13 protein-coding genes and 1 pseudogene are annotated in these 17,985 nt (G+C 36.3%); 1 reads left to right on the top strand and 13 read right to left on the bottom strand.

Translation table 11 applies throughout. The features are described from left to right. Positions 1 to 144 precede the first annotated feature (144 nt). Both xylB and xylA read right to left on the bottom strand, forming a co-directional pair. The gene (gene xylB / locus CWR48_RS00215; RefSeq protein ID WP_115771030.1) at positions 145 to 1,644 is read right to left on the bottom strand and encodes a xylulokinase; all 1,500 of its coding nucleotides are present in this window, start codon (positions 1,642 to 1,644) and stop codon (positions 145 to 147) included. Positions 1,645 to 1,648: 4 nt separating this feature from the next. Next, positions 1,649 to 3,001 carry a xylose isomerase gene (gene xylA / locus CWR48_RS00220; protein WP_115771031.1) on the bottom strand — a complete coding sequence of 451 codons (1,353 nt, stop codon included), beginning with the start codon at positions 2,999 to 3,001 and terminating at the stop codon, positions 1,649 to 1,651. 204 nt (positions 3,002 to 3,205) lie between these two features. On the opposite strand from xylA, the gene CWR48_RS00225 reads away from it, so the two are divergent. Continuing rightward, positions 3,206 to 4,390 carry an ROK family transcriptional regulator gene (locus CWR48_RS00225; RefSeq protein WP_115771032.1) on the top strand — a complete coding sequence of 395 codons (1,185 nt, stop codon included), beginning with the start codon at positions 3,206 to 3,208 and terminating at the stop codon, positions 4,388 to 4,390. Positions 4,391 to 4,631: 241 nt separating this feature from the next. Here CWR48_RS00225 and CWR48_RS00230 read toward each other — a convergent pair. The 11 genes and pseudogenes from CWR48_RS00230 to CWR48_RS00280 all read right to left on the bottom strand — a co-directional run bounded on the left by CWR48_RS00230 (position 4,632) and on the right by CWR48_RS00280 (position 17,921). Next, a pseudogene (locus CWR48_RS00230) lies at positions 4,632 to 5,762 on the bottom strand (Gfo/Idh/MocA family protein). A gap of 20 nt (positions 5,763 to 5,782) precedes the next feature. Next, the gene (locus tag CWR48_RS00235) at positions 5,783 to 6,751 is read right to left on the bottom strand and encodes a sugar phosphate isomerase/epimerase family protein (protein WP_115771033.1); all 969 of its coding nucleotides are present in this window, start codon (positions 6,749 to 6,751) and stop codon (positions 5,783 to 5,785) included. 51 nt (positions 6,752 to 6,802) lie between these two features. Further along, entirely contained in the window at positions 6,803 to 7,915 is a 1,113-nt protein-coding gene (locus CWR48_RS00240) for a Gfo/Idh/MocA family protein (protein ID WP_211316663.1), read from the bottom strand. Positions 7,916 to 7,947: 32 nt separating this feature from the next. Beyond that, positions 7,948 to 8,601, bottom strand: coding sequence for a ThuA domain-containing protein (locus CWR48_RS00245; RefSeq protein ID WP_115771034.1), 654 nt, complete (start codon positions 8,599 to 8,601; stop codon positions 7,948 to 7,950). A gap of 86 nt (positions 8,602 to 8,687) precedes the next feature. Further along, complete coding sequence (locus CWR48_RS00250) at positions 8,688 to 9,509, bottom strand: carbohydrate ABC transporter permease (protein ID WP_115771035.1); 822 nt, start codon at positions 9,507 to 9,509, stop codon at positions 8,688 to 8,690. Then, positions 9,510 to 10,484: a carbohydrate ABC transporter permease gene (locus CWR48_RS00255; RefSeq protein ID WP_245976668.1), complete on the bottom strand. Its 975-nt coding sequence runs from the start codon at positions 10,482 to 10,484 to the stop codon at positions 9,510 to 9,512. A gap of 66 nt (positions 10,485 to 10,550) precedes the next feature. Further along, on the bottom strand, positions 10,551 to 11,837 hold the full coding sequence (locus CWR48_RS00260) for an extracellular solute-binding protein (protein WP_115771036.1): 1,287 nt from the start codon (positions 11,835 to 11,837) through the stop codon (positions 10,551 to 10,553). Positions 11,838 to 12,743: 906 nt separating this feature from the next. Then, positions 12,744 to 13,895: a mannitol-1-phosphate 5-dehydrogenase gene (locus CWR48_RS00265; RefSeq protein WP_115771037.1), complete on the bottom strand. Its 1,152-nt coding sequence runs from the start codon at positions 13,893 to 13,895 to the stop codon at positions 12,744 to 12,746. Continuing rightward, the gene (locus CWR48_RS00270; protein ID WP_115771038.1) at positions 13,896 to 14,333 is read right to left on the bottom strand and encodes a PTS mannitol transporter subunit IIA; all 438 of its coding nucleotides are present in this window, start codon (positions 14,331 to 14,333) and stop codon (positions 13,896 to 13,898) included. Between the two features lie 15 nt (positions 14,334 to 14,348). After that, positions 14,349 to 16,457: a BglG family transcription antiterminator gene (locus tag CWR48_RS00275; protein WP_115771039.1), complete on the bottom strand. Its 2,109-nt coding sequence runs from the start codon at positions 16,455 to 16,457 to the stop codon at positions 14,349 to 14,351. A 30-nt stretch (positions 16,458 to 16,487) separates the two neighbouring features. Next, the gene (locus tag CWR48_RS00280) at positions 16,488 to 17,921 is read right to left on the bottom strand and encodes a PTS mannitol transporter subunit IIBC (RefSeq protein ID WP_115771040.1); all 1,434 of its coding nucleotides are present in this window, start codon (positions 17,919 to 17,921) and stop codon (positions 16,488 to 16,490) included. Positions 17,922 to 17,985 lie beyond the last annotated feature (64 nt).

Genomic DNA, 17,985 nt, shown 5'->3' on the forward strand with positions numbered 1-17,985 from the left:
TTATTAGTATGCAGTTATTTTCTTGAGTCTTCAAATTTCCATCTGTTTGCAGCTCATGTTGAAGTCGAACTAAGTTTTTCATTCAAAAAAGCTATTCCAAAAGGTTTTGCCTCTTAAGCACCCTTTGGAATAGCCTCTTATTTTTTACCTCTGAAACGGAAGCAATCTCTCACTCAAATTCTCCGTCTGTTTATAAACATCTTGATAGATAGTAAATAATCTTTCATATTGCTCTACATTTTCTTTAATCGGCAAGAATGTTTTATCTTCTTTTAAAAATTCGGCTGCACAGGCTTGCAACGAATCAAACCATCCACATCCATATGCAGCTAGCATTGCTGCTCCCATTCCTGGTCCCTGCTCACTTGCTAATTTTATTACTTTTGCATTGAAAATATCTGCCTGTATTTGGAGCCAATCCTCATTTTTAGCTCCTCCACCAGTTGAAACAATCGTATCGATTATCTTACCGTTTTCCCGGAAAATATGGATGGATTCATTTAAGGAAAATGTAATACCTTCAAGTACTGCACGAGTGAAATCCTTTCGTTCATGTGATGCATCTATGCCGATAAAGCTCGCACGAATCGAAGCATCTGCATGTGGCGTCCTTTCCCCAACTAGATACGGGGTAAACAACAACCCATTCGAACCTATGGGAACCGTACGAACATCTGCTAATAGCTTGTCAAAAGATTCTTCTTTAGCAAACGTATCCTTAAACCATGTTAAGCTATAGCCTGCCGATAGCGTGACACCCATTGTGTAAAATGCGTTTGGTGCCCCATGATTAAAATAATGGACCTTTCCTTGAAAGTCTTTATCATCACTACCTTCATAGGATAATACTACGCCTGAAGTTCCGATACTTGCCAACGTCTTTCCATCTTCTAATATTCCTGTGCCAATTGCCCCTGCCGCGTTATCGGCTGCACCAGCAAATACTCGAGTGCTTTCCACAAGACCAGTGGCTTTTGCTAAGTCTGAAGTAATTTGCCCAACCTCATCGTATGAGGCTACTAACGGTGGGCATATATTAACATCGATACCTAATAAATCACAGATTTCTCTACTCCAAGCTTTTTCAGTCACATTCAATAAAAGCGTTCCAGCCGCATCCGAATAGTCCATCTGCAATTTTCCTGTAAGCTTATATCGAACATAATCCTTTGGCAATACAAATTTCGCTGCCTTTTCAAATAGCTCTGGTTCATGATTCTTAACCCATAGTACTTTCGGTAGTGTAAATCCTTCTAATGCGGGATTTTTCGTAATCTCTAATAAACGCTCTTTGCCAACGATATCATAGATTTCCCTGCATTCTTCAGTTGTACGTGTATCATTCCAAAGAATTGCATTACGTAATACTTGATTATTTTCATCAAGTAGAACAAGCCCGTGCATTTGTCCGGAAAAACTAATGCCCTCGATATCGACAGGATTTCCATCGTATTCTCTCAATAGATCAGCCAATCCGGCAATTGTCTGTTCTACCCAATCTTGAGGATTTTGCTCGTTATATCCAGTTTTCTCTTGAATTAATGGATAAGGTTTTGATACTTCTTGTACTACTTCTCCGTTTTGATTAACAAGTAAAAGTTTAACTGCACTCGTTCCTAAGTCTATTCCAATGACGTACTTCATGCCTTCACCCCATTATTTCTCTATTAAAACTGATTTCTCCCGCATACGCTCTTAATAGATATTGATTTATCGTTGCTTTAATAACTTCCAATCGTCCAGATTTATTATTAATTTCACCGAGTCCCAGCGCATGCTGCTCTAGTTTATGAAAATCGGTTCTTCCTTCAACAATATCTAATCCGATTCCTTCTGTGTAGCTATTGTATCGTTCATCTACAACGTTATCTAACACATTATCATCAATAAGGTTTTGAGCCACTTTTAAGCCTACAGCGAAAGTATCCATCCCAGCGATATGTGCATGAAATAGATCTTCCGGTTCAAATGAACCACGTCGAACCTTCGCATCAAAGTTTAATCCACCCCGACCTATTCCACCATTTTTAATAACTTCATACATTGCAAGTGTTGTACTGAATACATCTGTTGGAAATTCATCTGTATCCCAGCCCAATAATGGATGTCCTTGGTTTGCGTCTACTGAACCAAGCATTCCATGAATACGTGCATAGTGAAGTTCATGCTCAAATGTATGTCCAGCTAATGTTGCATGGTTTGCTTCAATATTGAACTTAAATTTATTTTGCAGATCATAATGTTGTAAGAAGGCATATCCACTAGCGACATCAAAATCATATTGATGGGAAGTAGGCTCTTTTGGCTTCGGCTCGATTAGGAATTGTGCATCAAATCCAATCTCTTTTGCATAGTCAACAGCCATATGGAAGAATCGCCCTAAGTTATCCATTTCTAGCTTCATATCTGTATTTAGCAGCGTTTCATAGCCTTCACGCCCACCCCAGAATACATAGTTTTCAGCACCGAGTTCTTTTCCAATTTCTAAGCCTTTTTTCACCTTTGCAGCAGAATACGCAAAGACATCAGCATTACTAGATGATGCCGCACCATGAACGAAACGCGAATGGCTGAAGTTATTCGCTGTGTTCCAAAGTAATTTAATCTTGCTATCTTTCATATAGTCTTTAATCATGTCCACAATTATATCTAGATTTTGATATGTTTCTCTTAAACTACTTCCCTCTGGTGCAATATCAGCATCATGGAAGCAAAAATATGGTACTCCCAGTTTATCAAAGAATTCAAATGCCGCCTCTACCCGTGCTTTTGCTAGATCCATTCCAGTAAATTTATCCCATGGACGAATTGCAGTTCCAACACCAAAAGGATCTGATAAATCTTCTGTAAATGTATGCCAATAAGCTACACCAAATCGTAATATTTCCTCCATTGTTTTGTCACCGATTTTCTCCTCAGGGTTGTAAAACTTGAATGCGTACGGATTCTTTGATGCAGCACCTTCGTATTTGATTTTGTTGATATTAGTGAAATATGTCATTTTTTTCCCTCCAGAATTCTATTTTGTAAATGCTTTCATTTTTCTATTATACCGATAATACATTAGTTTGTCCATTGCATAAACAAAGATATTATAGTATATTTAATATAATAGATATCATAATTTCAAATGAGTGAGTTACAAAAATGATAATTTTGAGATAACTATTATATCCCTTAAATTATAGAAAGAGCTGAAATTAAAATGTCATCAAATAAAACCTGGAATCAATACGTTGTAAAACAAGAAAACAAAGCATTAGTATTAAGAAAAATTATCGAAAGCTCACCTATTACAAGACCAATGATTGCCAATGAAACTGGACTAAATAAAGGTACAGTCTCCTCCCTCGTTAATCAATTGCTTGAGGAAAAAATTATTTACGAATCTGGGCCAGGGGAATCTAGTGGTGGAAGAAGACCTGTAATGCTACTCTATAATCAAGTGGCTGGTTATTCAATCGGTATTGATATAGGTGTTAATTACATGCTAGGAATAATAACAGACCTACAAGGAAACATTCACCAAGAAAAACTGATTAAATTCAGTAACCTTGCTTTTGAAGAAATTATAAAAAGGTTATTTGGGATTATTGATTTATTACTTGCAATAGCGCCTCCAAGCCCCTATGGAATTATTGGAATTGGAATCGGTGTACCAGGGATAGTAGACAAAAACGAAGAAATATTATTAGCTCCTAATCTTGGTTGGAAAAATATTAAGTTAAAGGAAATATTAGAAGAAAAATACAATCTAACAATCACGATTGAAAATGAAGCGAATGCAGGGGCATATGGTGAGAAGATGTTTGGTGTCGGCAAGGATTTTAATAATATTATTTATGTGAGTGATGGAATCGGGATTGGTGTTGGCCTTATTTTAAATGGGGAGCTTTATCGAGGTAATAATGGTTTCTCTGGTGAATTAGGACATATGACAATCGAAGTAAACGGGGATAAATGCAGATGTGGGAATAACGGCTGCTGGGAATTGTATGCTTCTGAGCAGGCCTTATTAAAAAATGCGAATCGATTAGAGATTATAACTGCTCAAGATGATGAGCTTTCTTTGGAAAGCTTGGTCGAACTTGCAAACGCCGGAGATATCGAGGCAATCCGATTATTCGAAGACCTTGGGCATTACTTAGGTGTTGGAATTAATAACATTGTCAATATCTTCAATCCGCAGCAAGTAATCATTGGCAATCGAATAGTAGCCGCTAAGAAATGGTTAAACGATGCGCTTTTTAATCGAAGCAATCAAACACTATGGTTCAACCAAAAGGGATTGCAAATAGACTTTTCCGAGCTATCGACACACTCTACTTCCTTAGGAGTATCTGCATTCTCTGTTGAGAAATTCTTAGATAGCGATATATTTTCTCTCTGAAATTAAATAAATTAGCATTTGCTTGCCTTAATTACTAATTATTTTAGAGTAAATAGTTATCTTATAATAATAAAGTAGGCACATGAAATATTCATGTGCCCTTCACATTCCGTACATATGGATATCTCGTACGTATCCTCAACAAAAGTTACCTCTAAGATCATATTCATTATAAAAGTATGTCAATAGACTACTTCAAATCAAAAATTTTCTTCGACATTTCAAATAATTTGAAACATTTTTATACATCAACCCATTTTTTTGATTCAGATGATTGCTCAATAGCCTTCAAAATCTTTTGGTTTATTAAACCATCTTCAAAGTTTGGCGATGGCTGGTATTTATTTGCAATTCCACTAAGAAATTCATGTATCAAATGGATAAAAGTGTGTTCATATCCAATGATATGTCCAGCAGGCCAATAAGCATTAGCATAGGGATGGATATCCTCTGTACAATTTATTAACCGAAATCCTTGTAATCCAGGCTCATCATCACTAAAATAAACTTCTATATTATTCATATTTTCCATATCCCATCGAATAGAACCCTTTTCTCCGTTTATTTCAAATTTATTTTTATTACGATTTCCACCTGCAAATCTTGTAGCTTCGAATGTACCCAATGCTCCATTCTGAAATCTTGCTAAAAACGCAACTGCATCATCGACTGTCACTTTACCCAAGGTAGAATTAGTATTAGATGTAGCACTTAGACCTCCAGTCATTTCACCTAAAGGTCGTTCTTTAATAAATGTTTCTTTCATTGAAACTATTTCTTTAAACTCTCCAATTAAAAAACGAGCCAAATCTATACTATGTGCACCAATATCGCCTAGTGCGCCGGATCCAGAAACTTCCTTTTTTAAACGCCAAACAAGCGGAAATTGTGGATCCATAATAAAATCCTGTAAATAATTTGCACGAAAGTGATAGACTTTCCCAATCCGTCCTTCACTGATTAACTGTTTTGCATACTGCACTGCAGGGGTAAAACGATAACTGTAACAAACCATATGTGTGACATTATTTTTTTTAACCGCATCATACATTTGTTCTGCTTCCTCTACATTCAAAGCAAGTGGCTTTTCAGTAATAATATGTTTACCAGCTTCGGCTGCTGCTATTGCGATTTCTGCGTGTGTATGATTTGGAGTTACAATATCTATCACATCAATGTCTTCTCGTTCAACTAATCTTCACCAATCTGTTTCATAAGATTCCCAACCCATTTGTTCAGCTGCTTGTTTGACAGCTTCTTCTTTTCTACCTGCTATAGCTTTTTGGACTGGTTTAAATTCTGTGTTAAAATAAAAAGGTATGTCACGATATGCATGGCTATGCGCCTTTCCCATAAATTGGTATCCAACCATCCCTATCCTAATTTCTTTTTTTACGCCCACCACATTTCACCTACCTTTTCTTCAATTAACGCTTCTTTTAATAACGAGACACTTTTACTGAATCCTTCTTGAACTGACATTAAACTATCTTCATGTTCAATGCTAATAGCTCCCTTATAACCTACTAATTGTAAAGTACTAATTATTTTACGCCAAGATTCTATTGATTGACCATATCCAACGGTACGGAAAATCCAAGAGCGATTTAGTTCATCATTATAAGGTTTGGTATCTAATACTCCATTTAGGGCTGTATTCTGTTGGTCGATGGCTGTATCCTTGGCATGAAAATGATATAAAGCATTCTCCTTAGCAATTTCTTTGATACAATTTACAGGATCCATATTCTGCCAGAATAGATGACTCGGATCAAAATTTACACCAATATTGTTTCCACATTCCTTACGTAGACGTAATGCTGTCTCGTTGTTATATACAACAAATCCTGGATGTGGTTCTATCGCTACTCTAACTTCATGTGCTTTTAAGAAAAGACTTTGCTCTTGCCAATAAGGAATGACCCGTTCGTTCCATTGCCATTCTAAAACTTCACTATAATCGTCTGGCCATGGACAAGTTACCCAAACTGGAAATTTCGAAAATTCCGATTCACCAGGACACCCTGAAAATGTTGTAATAGTTTCTACTCCTAATTTTTCAGCTAAAAGTACAGTATTCTGAAACTGTTCATGGTGTTTATTAGAAATTTCTCTGTTTGGATGCAATGGATTTCCGTGGCAACTTAAAGAGCTTATCTCTAAACCTCTTAAATCAATTTGCTTTTTAAAATCTCTAAGTTTTGATTCATCATTTAACAGTTCTTCAGGCTTGCAATGTGCATTACCTGGATAACCGCCAGTTCCTAATTCTATTGTTTTTAATCCTGCTTTTGAAATAATATCTAATGCTTCCTCGAATGGACGATCTCCAAACAAAACGGTAAATACCCCCAATTTCATCCGATACACTCCCCTAGTTTAGATTTTATTAAAGAATTCTTGTCTCATTTTTTACAACTTAATTAGTTCATTAAAGTTATCTTCATTTATTCCAATATGAAGTGGCTTCGGCTGAGAGCATCTGCTCTTTATTTCAACGTGCTGTCCAATTTCCGAAGCGTCAAGGATACCCTGCATGATGTCCAGCACATGTTGTGCAAGTTCGCCATTTGCTCTAGGAGTGCTCCCTGTCAAAATTGCATTAGCCATATCTGCTAAACCTATACCTCTGCTATTATCTGTAAATCCATGTGAAAGTGGAATCTCCATCCAGTCTAAATGATCATGTCTCCTGACATATACTGGTCCACCAAAAGTGTTTGGATCTGGAACACTTAGACTACCTTCAGTACCGTGAATTTCGATTCTTGGTAAGTGATGATGCCACGTATCGAAACTTGTAATAATAGAACCAACAGCACCGCTTTCAAAATCCAAAACACCATTAATTTGAGTGGGTGTCTCTACATGAATTTTTTCCCCATACTTAGGTTCACTAATTATCATTCTCTCTGGAAAAGTAATATTAGCTGAACCCGTAACACGTGTAATAGGCCCCATAAGGAAAATTAAAGCTGTAAGATAATATGGTCCCATATCGAATAAAGGTCCACCACCCTTTTTATAATAGAATTCTGGGGAAGGGTGCCAAGATTCATGCCCATGATTCATCATAAATGCTGTGGCAGATACAGGTTTACCTATCCAACCATCATCGATTAATTTTCGGCTTGTTTGCAAACCTCCGCCTAAAAGAGTATCCGGCGCATTTCCAACCAGCAATCCTTTTTCTTTCGCAACCTTGAGGACCATCTCTCCTTCCTCCCGGTTTATAGCTATAGGCTTTTCACTATAAACATGCTTTCCAGATCGGAGAGCAGCAATGGCTACTTCTGCATGTACACTTGGTATAGTTAAATTAATTACAAGATCAATTGCAGGGTCAGCAAGTAGATCATTTGTTGTATAAGCATGAGGTATAGAGAACTTATCAGCCTTTTGTTTTGCTAGTTCTAAATTGAGATCTGAGCATGCAACGATTTCATATAATTTATTAAATCTTTTGGAGTTTTCCAAATAAATATCACTAATAAATCCACAACCTATAATTCCTACCTTTATCATTTTGAATATTCCCCCCAATATTAATTTGCTTTTTATCTAGTAGCCCAGATCATACCCTTTCTCATTAGGCGACTTACATTTGACATTCTCACTATTGACGCTACATGACCTAAAGAATTATAATAAATTTTTCCTTTACCCCATTTTTTCGTCCAAATTACAGGCATGTTAACTTCACCATTTGAAGTATATGGTCCTTCTGCAATCGGAAATTTAGTAGTTGCATGGACTTTTACAGCTGGATCAACATGCATATAATATTGCTCTGACACTACTGTAAAATCTTCCATACCCACTGTTAATGGATGATCCATATCAACAATATTTACTTTGTATTCAATAAGATCATTACCTGGATGTGCTACCCATTGTCCACCGATCATAAATTGATAATCCGTTTCCCAACGAAAAGAATCACCCATTCCTCCATGTAATCCCGCCAAACCAGTGCCATACTCTACTGCTTCCATTAGTGGGGTTAATTGTTCTTTCGTTATTTCTCCTTGGGTCCAGTTTGGAATAATAAGATCATAATCTTTTAAATTAGTATTTTCTAAGGTTGTCAATGTATCCGTAACTTCTACTTCATAATTCTCCTTATTAAGAATTCCTGCTAATATTTCAGCAACTTCTGCTGGCTGATGACCTTCCCATCCACCTTGGAATATAAGCGCCTTTTTATTCATTTAATTATTCCACTCCCTATATTAAATTATATTTTATCGCTCTACTTTTACTAAACTCTTTCTTATAAATTTCTATTCTATTATATTCATCCTTTTACAGATCCAGCAGAAAGTCCTTGTACAACCCTTTCTTGTGCAAATAGATATACTAACAAGAGGGGTAAACTTGCTAATGATAACGCCGCCATAATTCCGGGAACATTGACGGAAAATTCACCGTAAAATTCCCTTAAGCCTATCGGGAGAGTCCCGTTTTTAGGTGAATTGGTAAGAACTAAGGCAAAAATAAATTCATTCCAAATATGAATAAAGTTATAAATTGCAACGGTTGCAGTTGCAGGTTTAAGTAAAGGGAATAAAATTTTCCAAAACAATCTAAAAGGGCCACATCCATCCATCTTAGCTGATTCTTCTAGTTCCTTCGGTAGTTCCTTTAGAAACTGGGTATAAATTATAATTGAAACCGGTAATGCAAAAGCCACGTATGGTCCAATTAATGCCCAAATTGAATCGTATAATCCTAACTGTTGTGTTAAACGAAAAATTGGTATTAATGTTGTATGAATTGGTATCATCATCCCTATTAAAAACAAGATGAATAAAGGTTTGTTTAATTTAAATTTCATTTTTGCTAAAGGATAACTTGCCATGGCTGATAATAAAATCACTAGTACTACTGATATCACTGTAACGATTACACTGTTTAGAAAGTAACGGAAAAAATCAGATTCAAATAATAAGAGATAATTATCAAATGAAAAGGTCTTAGGTAGTGACCAAGGGGAAGTCATAAATTCCAATTGTCCCTTAAATGATGTGTTTACCATAATTAAAAATGGAACACCTGTAAAAACCAATAAAATTATCGCTAACATATATAGTGGTATTTTTTTAATCCCTTTTAACATTTAATTAACTCCTTTCCTTCTTTGATCTACGATTAAGATAACCGCTATTACCATAAATGCAATAATAAACATTGAAAACGAGATACTACTTCCATAACCCATATTAAAATTAGTAAACGTTTGCTCATACATATATGTTGCCATTAACTCAGTTGCATTGTTAGGTCCGCCACCTGTCATCACGTAGATCAGATCAAAATATTTTAATGATCCGATAATAGAAAGGATAGATGAAGTAACTATCGTTGGCATCAGCAAGGGTAATGTAATATTAAAGAATTTTTTTCTAGAATTAGCTCCATCAATTTCCGCCGCTTCGTATAACTCCTCTGGTATTCCGACAATTGCAGCTCTAAATAAAATCATATAAAATGGAGCAAACTGCCAAGAGATAGTCGCTATGACTGCCCAAATAGCTGTCACTTCATTTCCTAGCCAGCTTCGTTGTAATGAATCGAGCCCAATAGATCCCAATATTTGGTTAACAATACCAAAATTCCCATCAAATATATATACAAATAATATCCCTATTGCTACAGTTGACATCAAAAAAGGCATAAAATAAATAGAACGGAAGAACCTCATTCCTTTTATCGGACTGAATAGTAAGAGCGCCATTATTAATCCTAAAGGTAATTGAGTTATTAATGATGCTGCGACTAGAAGAAAGTTATTCTTTACAGAGGTCCAAAATACTCCATCTTGAATTAGGGTTATGTAATTCTGGATTCCAGCGAAAATAAGATTATCGTCAATTCCTGTCCATTCAAACAGACTATAATAAAATGTCATTACTATTGAATAGATAACAAATACACCATATATAAGCAAAGCAGGTGCCATAAATCCAAAAATTACCCAAAAATTATTATTAGTTTTTTTTGATTTTGGTTTAACCTTTTTGGTTCCAGAAATCCAACTGCTTTCTGTCTCCTTCTTTCTACTTATTAGATTTTCTTCTAATTTTCTCTCCAAAATATCTCACCTCTATTTAAAAGGGAACTATATCAAACACGAAATGTTTGATATAGTTTTCTTCTATTATTTTAGTGCTTCCTTTGCGCTCGCTTCCACTTTCTTGGCAGCCTCTTCTGGAGTTATAGTCAACCCGAACAGCGCCTGTGTGGTATCTAGATGTTCAGTAGCAACTTCAGGAGGAAGTGTCTGGTCATAAAAGGTTTGTAAATATTCAGCTTCATTTAGAAGCTTATACATTTCAGCTGAGAACTCATCTTCGTATGTTACATTTTTGATTGCAGCAATACCACCTGCCAAATCTACTAGATCTTGACCAGATTCAATAGATGTTAGCTCTTTGACTAATTCTGTCGCCAAATCAGGGTGCTTACTTTTTTCCGAGACAGAAAATGTAGGACTCACTCCCCCAACTAAGTGACTTTTATCTCCTTTTCCTCCTTCAATTGATGGAAAAGGAAAAAACCCTAACTTCTCCTCAAATCCAGGAGCATCTTTTCTAGTATTATCTAAAAAACTAGTAACTTGAGTTATCATTGCTGCCTTTTCTGAATAAATCAATTGTCTTGATTGTCCAGTATCATAATTCATACCATTTACTCCATCTGGAAATGCGCCCATTTCAACTAAGTCTTGGATTTTTTGACCTGCTTCGACATAGGCTTGATCATCAAAACCCCTTCCATCGCGTTTATATGCCTCATTGAATAGGTCCGGCCCGCCAATTCTTTCCGCGAAATACATTAAATAAAAGGCTCCAGGCCATTTGGATTGGTTTGCAAGAGCAAAAGGAATAATATCATTCGATTTTAGTGTTTCTATAACTGTCAAAAGTTCATCATATGTTTCTGGAACCGCTAGGTTATACTCCTGAAATATTTGCTTGTTGTACCATACTGGAACAAGACTCATACCTAAGGGTGCACCATAAACTTTATCATCAAACGTAGATACAGCTAATCCTGCTTCTAAATAGTTTTCAGCATCAATTTCTTCAGTAATCTCTTTTACTTGACCAGCTTCAACAAATTTTTCCAGCCATCCTCCACCCCATGAATGGAATACATCTGGAGGTGTGCCTCCACCCATTGCAACACTTAATTTTGTTTTGTAAGGATCGTTCTCTTGTTGCACCAGTTCAACATGTACACCCTCGTGTTTTTCTTCAAATCTAGCAACTGCATTCTCAAGAGTTTCTTTTTGGCCCGCAGTAGCAATATGCCATAAAGTAATAGTTGTAGAATCATTATCATCCGAAGTCGATGCTTTATTATCAGATTGACATGCTCCCAGAATAAATAGCAAACAAAATACAAAAAGTATCAATAGTAATTTTAGCTTCCTTTTTCTCATATAAATTCCTCCTCGTCTGTTAACGCTTTCATAAATAAGTAAATAATAATGATTGTCTACTATTTAATATTTATCCTCCCCTCCCCAAATCTATGTTTATCCATTATACGAACTAAGTATTTATATAGTAAACTATTATTCGTGCAATTGCAACACTTTTCACTATTGAATACTAATACAAAATATTCATTTTATTAATTAAAGTTTTCTTTATAAATTACCATAGTATTTATTTTTCTATTTCCTTCCATACTCTAGCTGATTTTTCGTATTTAAAAATTTTTCAAAGAAATTACTCTACACTAATTTAGCTCTAGATTAATGAATATTTTACTTTTTTTATATCCTCGTTTAGCCTGTTTTACGCGGTAACTTCATAGTTTACACAGATTATAGGGTGCATTCTCACAGGTAACTCTTTTTTAGTTCAGCACATGACTTGTTATTCTTTTATTTTTAGTCCGCTTATATTCGTGAAATTACTTTGAAATAAATCAAAATATTTGTACTATTCCTTATAAAAATTGCCACTTTTCATAGAAACTGCATTATTTTGTTATATACAACTGGGTGAACTAAGGTAGAGAGTGTAAAATATTTTAGTAAACTAAAGAGGCTTAAAAACAGTTTAATAATTGTTTAAACTTTAATTCTTTGGATGTTGGTATGAAAACTTCTAATTATAAGACTTTTTACAATATCTTATGGTATTGATTTTAGAGGAAAAGGGGATTTCCAATAAAAAAACACTAGACTCAATTACAGTATATCCTGCAAACTGAATCTAGCATTTAGTTGGATTGGAGTGCCCATCTGTCGAACGGTTAAGATATGAATTCGAGCTGTCAACAATTGGAATTGAGTGTATAACTAATTCCGAGTTAGCCGCTCACCAAATGGAAAATCCTACTCCAACCCCTCAACTTCTCTTAAAACCACTCCAACCAATGGATGATCTGCATCTAATCCTGATACTTTTTCAAGTGTTTTTTCTACACCATTCTCAGCAATAATTGCTTGTAATTCAACAGATTCTTTATCCTCGTTGAAATCATATTTCAATGCTGCTGCGATTGTTTTTGCAAGGTATGTTGGCTCTTTCCCGTTTGTTACTTCCATATAAACACTTGCAGGTCTGATCAGGCGATCTTGTGGACCGAGTTTGCGAATTGGACCACGTGCAACCCTTGTTACATCATCCGAGATGTATGGATTCATAAATCTGCCAATAATTTTATCAATGTATGCTTGATGTTCTGCCCTATCGAAGTCATATGTTTGAATGACTGCTTCACCTGACTCTGCTAGTGCTCCTTTGATGATTTCTTGAACTTTTTCATCATGCATTGCTTCGTTAATTGTTTTGTAGCCCATTTGGCGACCGATGTATGCTGGAACAGCATGACCAGTGTTTACTGTAAATAATTTCCGTTCGATGTAAGGTTTTAAATCCTGTACATAGGTTACACCAGCAATCTTTGGCACCTCACCTTTGAATGCAGGTTCTTCAACTACCCATTCAAAATATGGTTCAACAGATACTTCTAATGGATCTTCATTTACTTGATTTGGTACGATGCGATCAACTGCTGCATTAGGGAATCCATAGAGTTCATCAAATACAGCATGTTCTGCTTCTGTGATATGGCTGTATACTTTTTCTTTTAATAAGTCACTGCCGCCAACCATATTTTCACAAGCAATTAGATTTAATGGCTTTTTATTTGTTTTAGCTCGTTCACTTAAGCCTTTTGCAAGTAATTTAGAAATAATTGCTAGTATATTCGGTCCAACAGCAGTTGTAATGAGATCTGCTTCACAAATAGCTGCGATTACTTTGTCTGGATCTGTGATACTGTTGATTGCAGATACATTTTTTACTGTCACTGTTTCACTTTCTTCAGCGGCCAGTACGACATTGTATTGCTGCTTGTCATTTATTTCCTCAACAACCGATGCATTTACGTCTACAAATGTTGTGTGGTAGTTCGCTTGATTTAATAATAGGCCAATAAAGCCTCTGCCAATATTTCCTGCTCCAAAATGTACTGCTAACATTTAGTTCACCTCATCAAAAATACGAATGATTTCTTCTTTTGAAGCTGCATTCACTATTTTTTGGATATTTTCTTCTTCTGATAAAACGATCGCAATATTTGAAAGAACCTCCAAATGATCGTCACCTTTCCCAGCAATACCGATTAAAATTTTGACAATATTTCCATCACCAAAATCAACGCCATCTGGTACTGTTACAACGGATAAACCAGTTTCGATTACTTGGTCCTTCGCGTCTTCCGTACCATGAGGAATTGCAACGTTATTTCCCATAAACGTAGATGTTAATGCTTCTCTTTCTAACATTTTATCCACATAGCTTGCGTTCACATAGCCATTTTCGACAAGGATACCACCTGTATAACGAATTGCCTCTTCCTTATTATTCAAACTTACATTTAGCTGGATGTTATTTGGACTTAGTATTTCTTTTGCCATTATTTAATGCACTCCTTACAATAAATTTTTTTCTATTAAAAACTGCTGAAATTGTTCGGCTAAATAACGCTTTACCTTCGCCTCATCACCAGTTGAAAATAACCTGATGCTTTCCTCATCTTGAATTAATAAACTGCTTAGGAAACTAAATACCTCTAGCACTTCTTGATTCACCATTTTAGGCGCAAGCATGATTAATATAGTGTCTACACTCATTTGTTCACTATCCATTCCCTGAATCATTAATGGATAGTCTAACGTATAAATCATAAAGCTTGATTTAACAATATCGCTTGAACGAGTATGATAAAGTGCGGCAGATGTATTAGGTATTCCGAGTCCACTTAGCTGTTCCCTTTCTTGCAGCCTTTTAACAACATTTTCTTTATTTTTTATCATTTTTTCTATTTCTAATGTCGTACAGACTTCATTTAGAATCAATTCAATCGTCAGCTTTTCTGTTGCTCGTTGAATATGGAATGACTGCAAGAGTCCTAATATCGCTTGTGAATAGTGCTGTATAGCCTCCATATTGTGTAAAATATCGCTGTTTACAGTTTCTTCCTTAACAGATGCTGGCCCAAGTTCACTTTTATTCGATCGTAAACCAAGCTTCTTTTGCCTTACTTTTTTCTTAATGCGATGGATTTCTCCGTTTGTTAGCATTGGCGATGTTTGAAAGTATTCCCGGTCGAACTCCTGCAATGGTATCGTTGAAACGATGATATCATATTGATCAAGATTCATTTGTCGTAAATCAAAGAGTGATTTATTGTCCACTTTTTTAATTTCTGGAACACGTTGCATCAGCCTCGTTGCAAGCATTTTTGCTGTGCCAATTCCACTGGAGCAAATCACAAGCGCACGTAAATCCAGCTCTTTTTCATCATTTAATATCGTCGAGGCAAAATGAAGCACGAGATAACCAATTTCATCGTCGGGAAAATCCATATTCGGGAACGTTTCACGAACACCCTCGGCAATTAAATGAAATAAATCATAATAATCATCCTTGATGTCCTTGATCATCGGATTCTTTATTTGCATTCGCTGCTGCAGCCGATAGATCGTCGGCTTTAAATGGGCGACAAGGTCATGCAATAATGTTGCATTCTTAGTTAAATCGATATTTACATTTGTGCTAACATACTGAATCAGATCCTTCGCTTGAAAGGCAATGTCAATACTGGATTCTTCTATTAAATAATTCTGATCCACTCGTACTTTTGCTCCCATTAGATGCATCGTAATATAACCAATTTCATCTGTAGGTATATCCAGCTGCAGTTCTTCTTTCAGATTATCAATCATGCTTTTTGCAATCGCATATTCTTTCGTTGTTACAATTTGCTGCAAAAAGGCTTGATCAAACTTAATGGATTCCCCTTTTTGCAATCGTTCCATCGCAAGTGCAAGATGAACAACAAGCCCAATATGAGCGCTATCTGCTAATTCATATGGTAATTCTCCCCGTGCGTTTTCCACGACACTTTCTATAATGTTCAGCTTTTCTGGATTTACAAAATGTAATAATCGATTGGAAATAGCATTCAATTGATGTGTTGACTTCATTTGAATGCTATCTTTTATTAAGGAAACAAATTCAAAGGGGTCAACGTGCTTGGTTATTAAATAACTCAATGCAGCACGCTTCGCCTCTTCATTTCCCTCTATTTTCACGCCATATCCTCTTTTTCTAATTAATACTAGTTGAAATGCCGCGAGCTCCTTTTCAAGCTGATCTAAATCATGACTGATCGTTGCATCCGTTACTTTTAATTCATCTGCAAGGGTGAACAGTTTTACTGCTTCGTTCATTTCTAGAAGTGTAGCTAAAATAACCGATTGCCTTTCCTCTGGTGAAAAGTCATAGACCGACACATTGGTAAGAGCGAATTGCAACTGCAGCCTATCTGCATCGTCACCAATAATTTGAATCCCGACACCTGACTTTTTCACTAATGTTAAATGATAATCAGAAAGTATTTTTTCGATACTTTTTAAGTCGCGATGGACGGTTCGCTCACTTACTTCAAGTGCTTCAGCAATTGCCTTTACCGTTATTTCCTTACCACTTTTTAGTAATAGGTCGGTAATTCTTCGCTCACGACTAGTAATATTCAACCCTGTTCACCCCCGTTGCAGTAATCATTGTTAATCTTGTTTTAAACGATTCACGAGTTCATCATATTTTGGACTATTTAAGAAGTTTTCTACAGATATATGCTCAGCTGTAGGGATTTTCGCTTTTGCACGATCTGTTAAATCTTTATGTGTAATAACGATATCTGCATCATCAGGAATTTCGTTAATCGCTTTGTTCGTTACAAAAATATCGACATCTGATTTCTTAAATTTGTTTTTAAGCAGGGAGGCACCCATTGCACTAGAACCCATTCCCGCATCACATGCAAAGATAATCTTATGAATATCTTCTGTCTTCTTAGCTCCAGTCGCCGCTTCAACTTGCTCTGATGCTTCTTTATTCAGCGCACCTGCTACTGAGCTTTTCTTCCCTTTCATTTCTTCCATTTTGCTCGTTGCTTCAGATAAATCTTCTTCCTCTGCTTTGCTCGTTTTTAAAATAATTGCAGAGACAATAAAGGAAACAACCGCTGCCACTACTACACCTAGGATAACGCCAAGGTAACTATCTTTTGCTGTCATTGCTAACACTGCGATAATACTACCTGGTGATGATGCTGCTACAAGTCCAGCTCCAAAGATTTGGAATACGAACACACCACTTACACCACCAGCGATTGCCGCTAAAATTAATGCTGGTTTCATTAACACGTATGGGAAGTAGATTTCATGAATCCCACCGAAAAATTGAATAATCGCCGCTCCAGGAGCAGAGCTTCTGGATGAACCTTTACCAAAGAATGTGAATGCAAGCAGAATACCTAATCCTGGTCCTGGGTTTGCTTCAAGCAAGAAGAGGATTGACTTCCCTGCATCTGCTGCTTGCTCTAAACCAAGTGGACTTAAGATTCCATGGTTAATTGCATTGTTTAAGAATAAAATTTTCGCAGGTTCAATGATGATGTTTGCCAGTGGCAAGAGCCCAGCGCCAACGATTACCTCAACCCCTGCTGCAAGTAAATTCGTAAGTGCCCCTACTATCGGACCAATTCCCCATAAACCAAACATTGCAAGAAGTGCCGCAAGAATTCCTGCTGAGAAATTATTGTACAGCATTTCAAAGCCTTGGCGAATTCGATGCTGTAAGCCTTTGTCAATTACTTTCATCAAGTATCCAGCTAATGGACCCATGATCATTGCACCTAGGAACATCGGCACATCCGCACCAACAATAACCCCCATTGCTGCAGTCGCACCAACGACACCACCACGTAAATCATAAACCATTCGTCCACCTGTAAACGCTATTAATAGCGGTAACAAGTATTTAATCATTGGATCGACTAATGTTGCAAAGCTCTCATTTGGCAACCAGCCGTCTGGAATAAATAATGCAGTAATAATCCCCCATGCAATAAAAGCACCAATATTTGGCATTACCATGCCACTCAAATAACTACCGAAACGTTGCACACCTGCCCTGATGCCCGTTTTTTCAGCCATAAAAATACCCCTCTCAAAAATATGATTTTATAATAATTATTCCTTAGTTCTATCGTAGGACTTT

Origin of the sequence: Oceanobacillus arenosus, from assembly GCF_003369575.1 — a bacterium.
In the GTDB taxonomy this organism is placed as follows: domain Bacteria; phylum Bacillota; class Bacilli; order Bacillales; family Amphibacillaceae; genus Oceanobacillus; species Oceanobacillus arenosus.

Bases quoted from the DNA above. Each gene is read 5' to 3' on its own strand.
- CWR48_RS00240 (WP_211316663.1), bottom strand. From the start codon at position 7,915: ATGATAAAGGTAGGAATTATAGGTTGTGGATTTATTAGTGATATTTAT.
- CWR48_RS00245 (WP_115771034.1), bottom strand. From the start codon at position 8,601: ATGAATAAAAAGGCGCTTATATTCCAAGGTGGATGGGAAGGTCATCAG.
- xylB (WP_115771030.1), bottom strand. From the start codon at position 1,644: ATGAAGTACGTCATTGGAATAGACTTAGGAACGAGTGCAGTTAAACTT.
- CWR48_RS00260 (WP_115771036.1), bottom strand. From the start codon at position 11,837: ATGAGAAAAAGGAAGCTAAAATTACTATTGATACTTTTTGTATTTTGT.
- CWR48_RS00235 (WP_115771033.1), bottom strand. From the start codon at position 6,751: ATGAAATTGGGGGTATTTACCGTTTTGTTTGGAGATCGTCCATTCGAG.
- CWR48_RS00270 (WP_115771038.1), bottom strand. From the start codon at position 14,333: ATGGCAAAAGAAATACTAAGTCCAAATAACATCCAGCTAAATGTAAGT.
- CWR48_RS00280 (WP_115771040.1), bottom strand. From the start codon at position 17,921: ATGGCTGAAAAAACGGGCATCAGGGCAGGTGTGCAACGTTTCGGTAGT.
- CWR48_RS00225 (WP_115771032.1), top strand. From the start codon at position 3,206: ATGTCATCAAATAAAACCTGGAATCAATACGTTGTAAAACAAGAAAAC.
- CWR48_RS00250 (WP_115771035.1), bottom strand. From the start codon at position 9,509: ATGTTAAAAGGGATTAAAAAAATACCACTATATATGTTAGCGATAATT.
- CWR48_RS00265 (WP_115771037.1), bottom strand. From the start codon at position 13,895: ATGTTAGCAGTACATTTTGGAGCAGGAAATATTGGCAGAGGCTTTATT.
- xylA (WP_115771031.1), bottom strand. From the start codon at position 3,001: ATGACATATTTCACTAATATCAACAAAATCAAATACGAAGGTGCTGCA.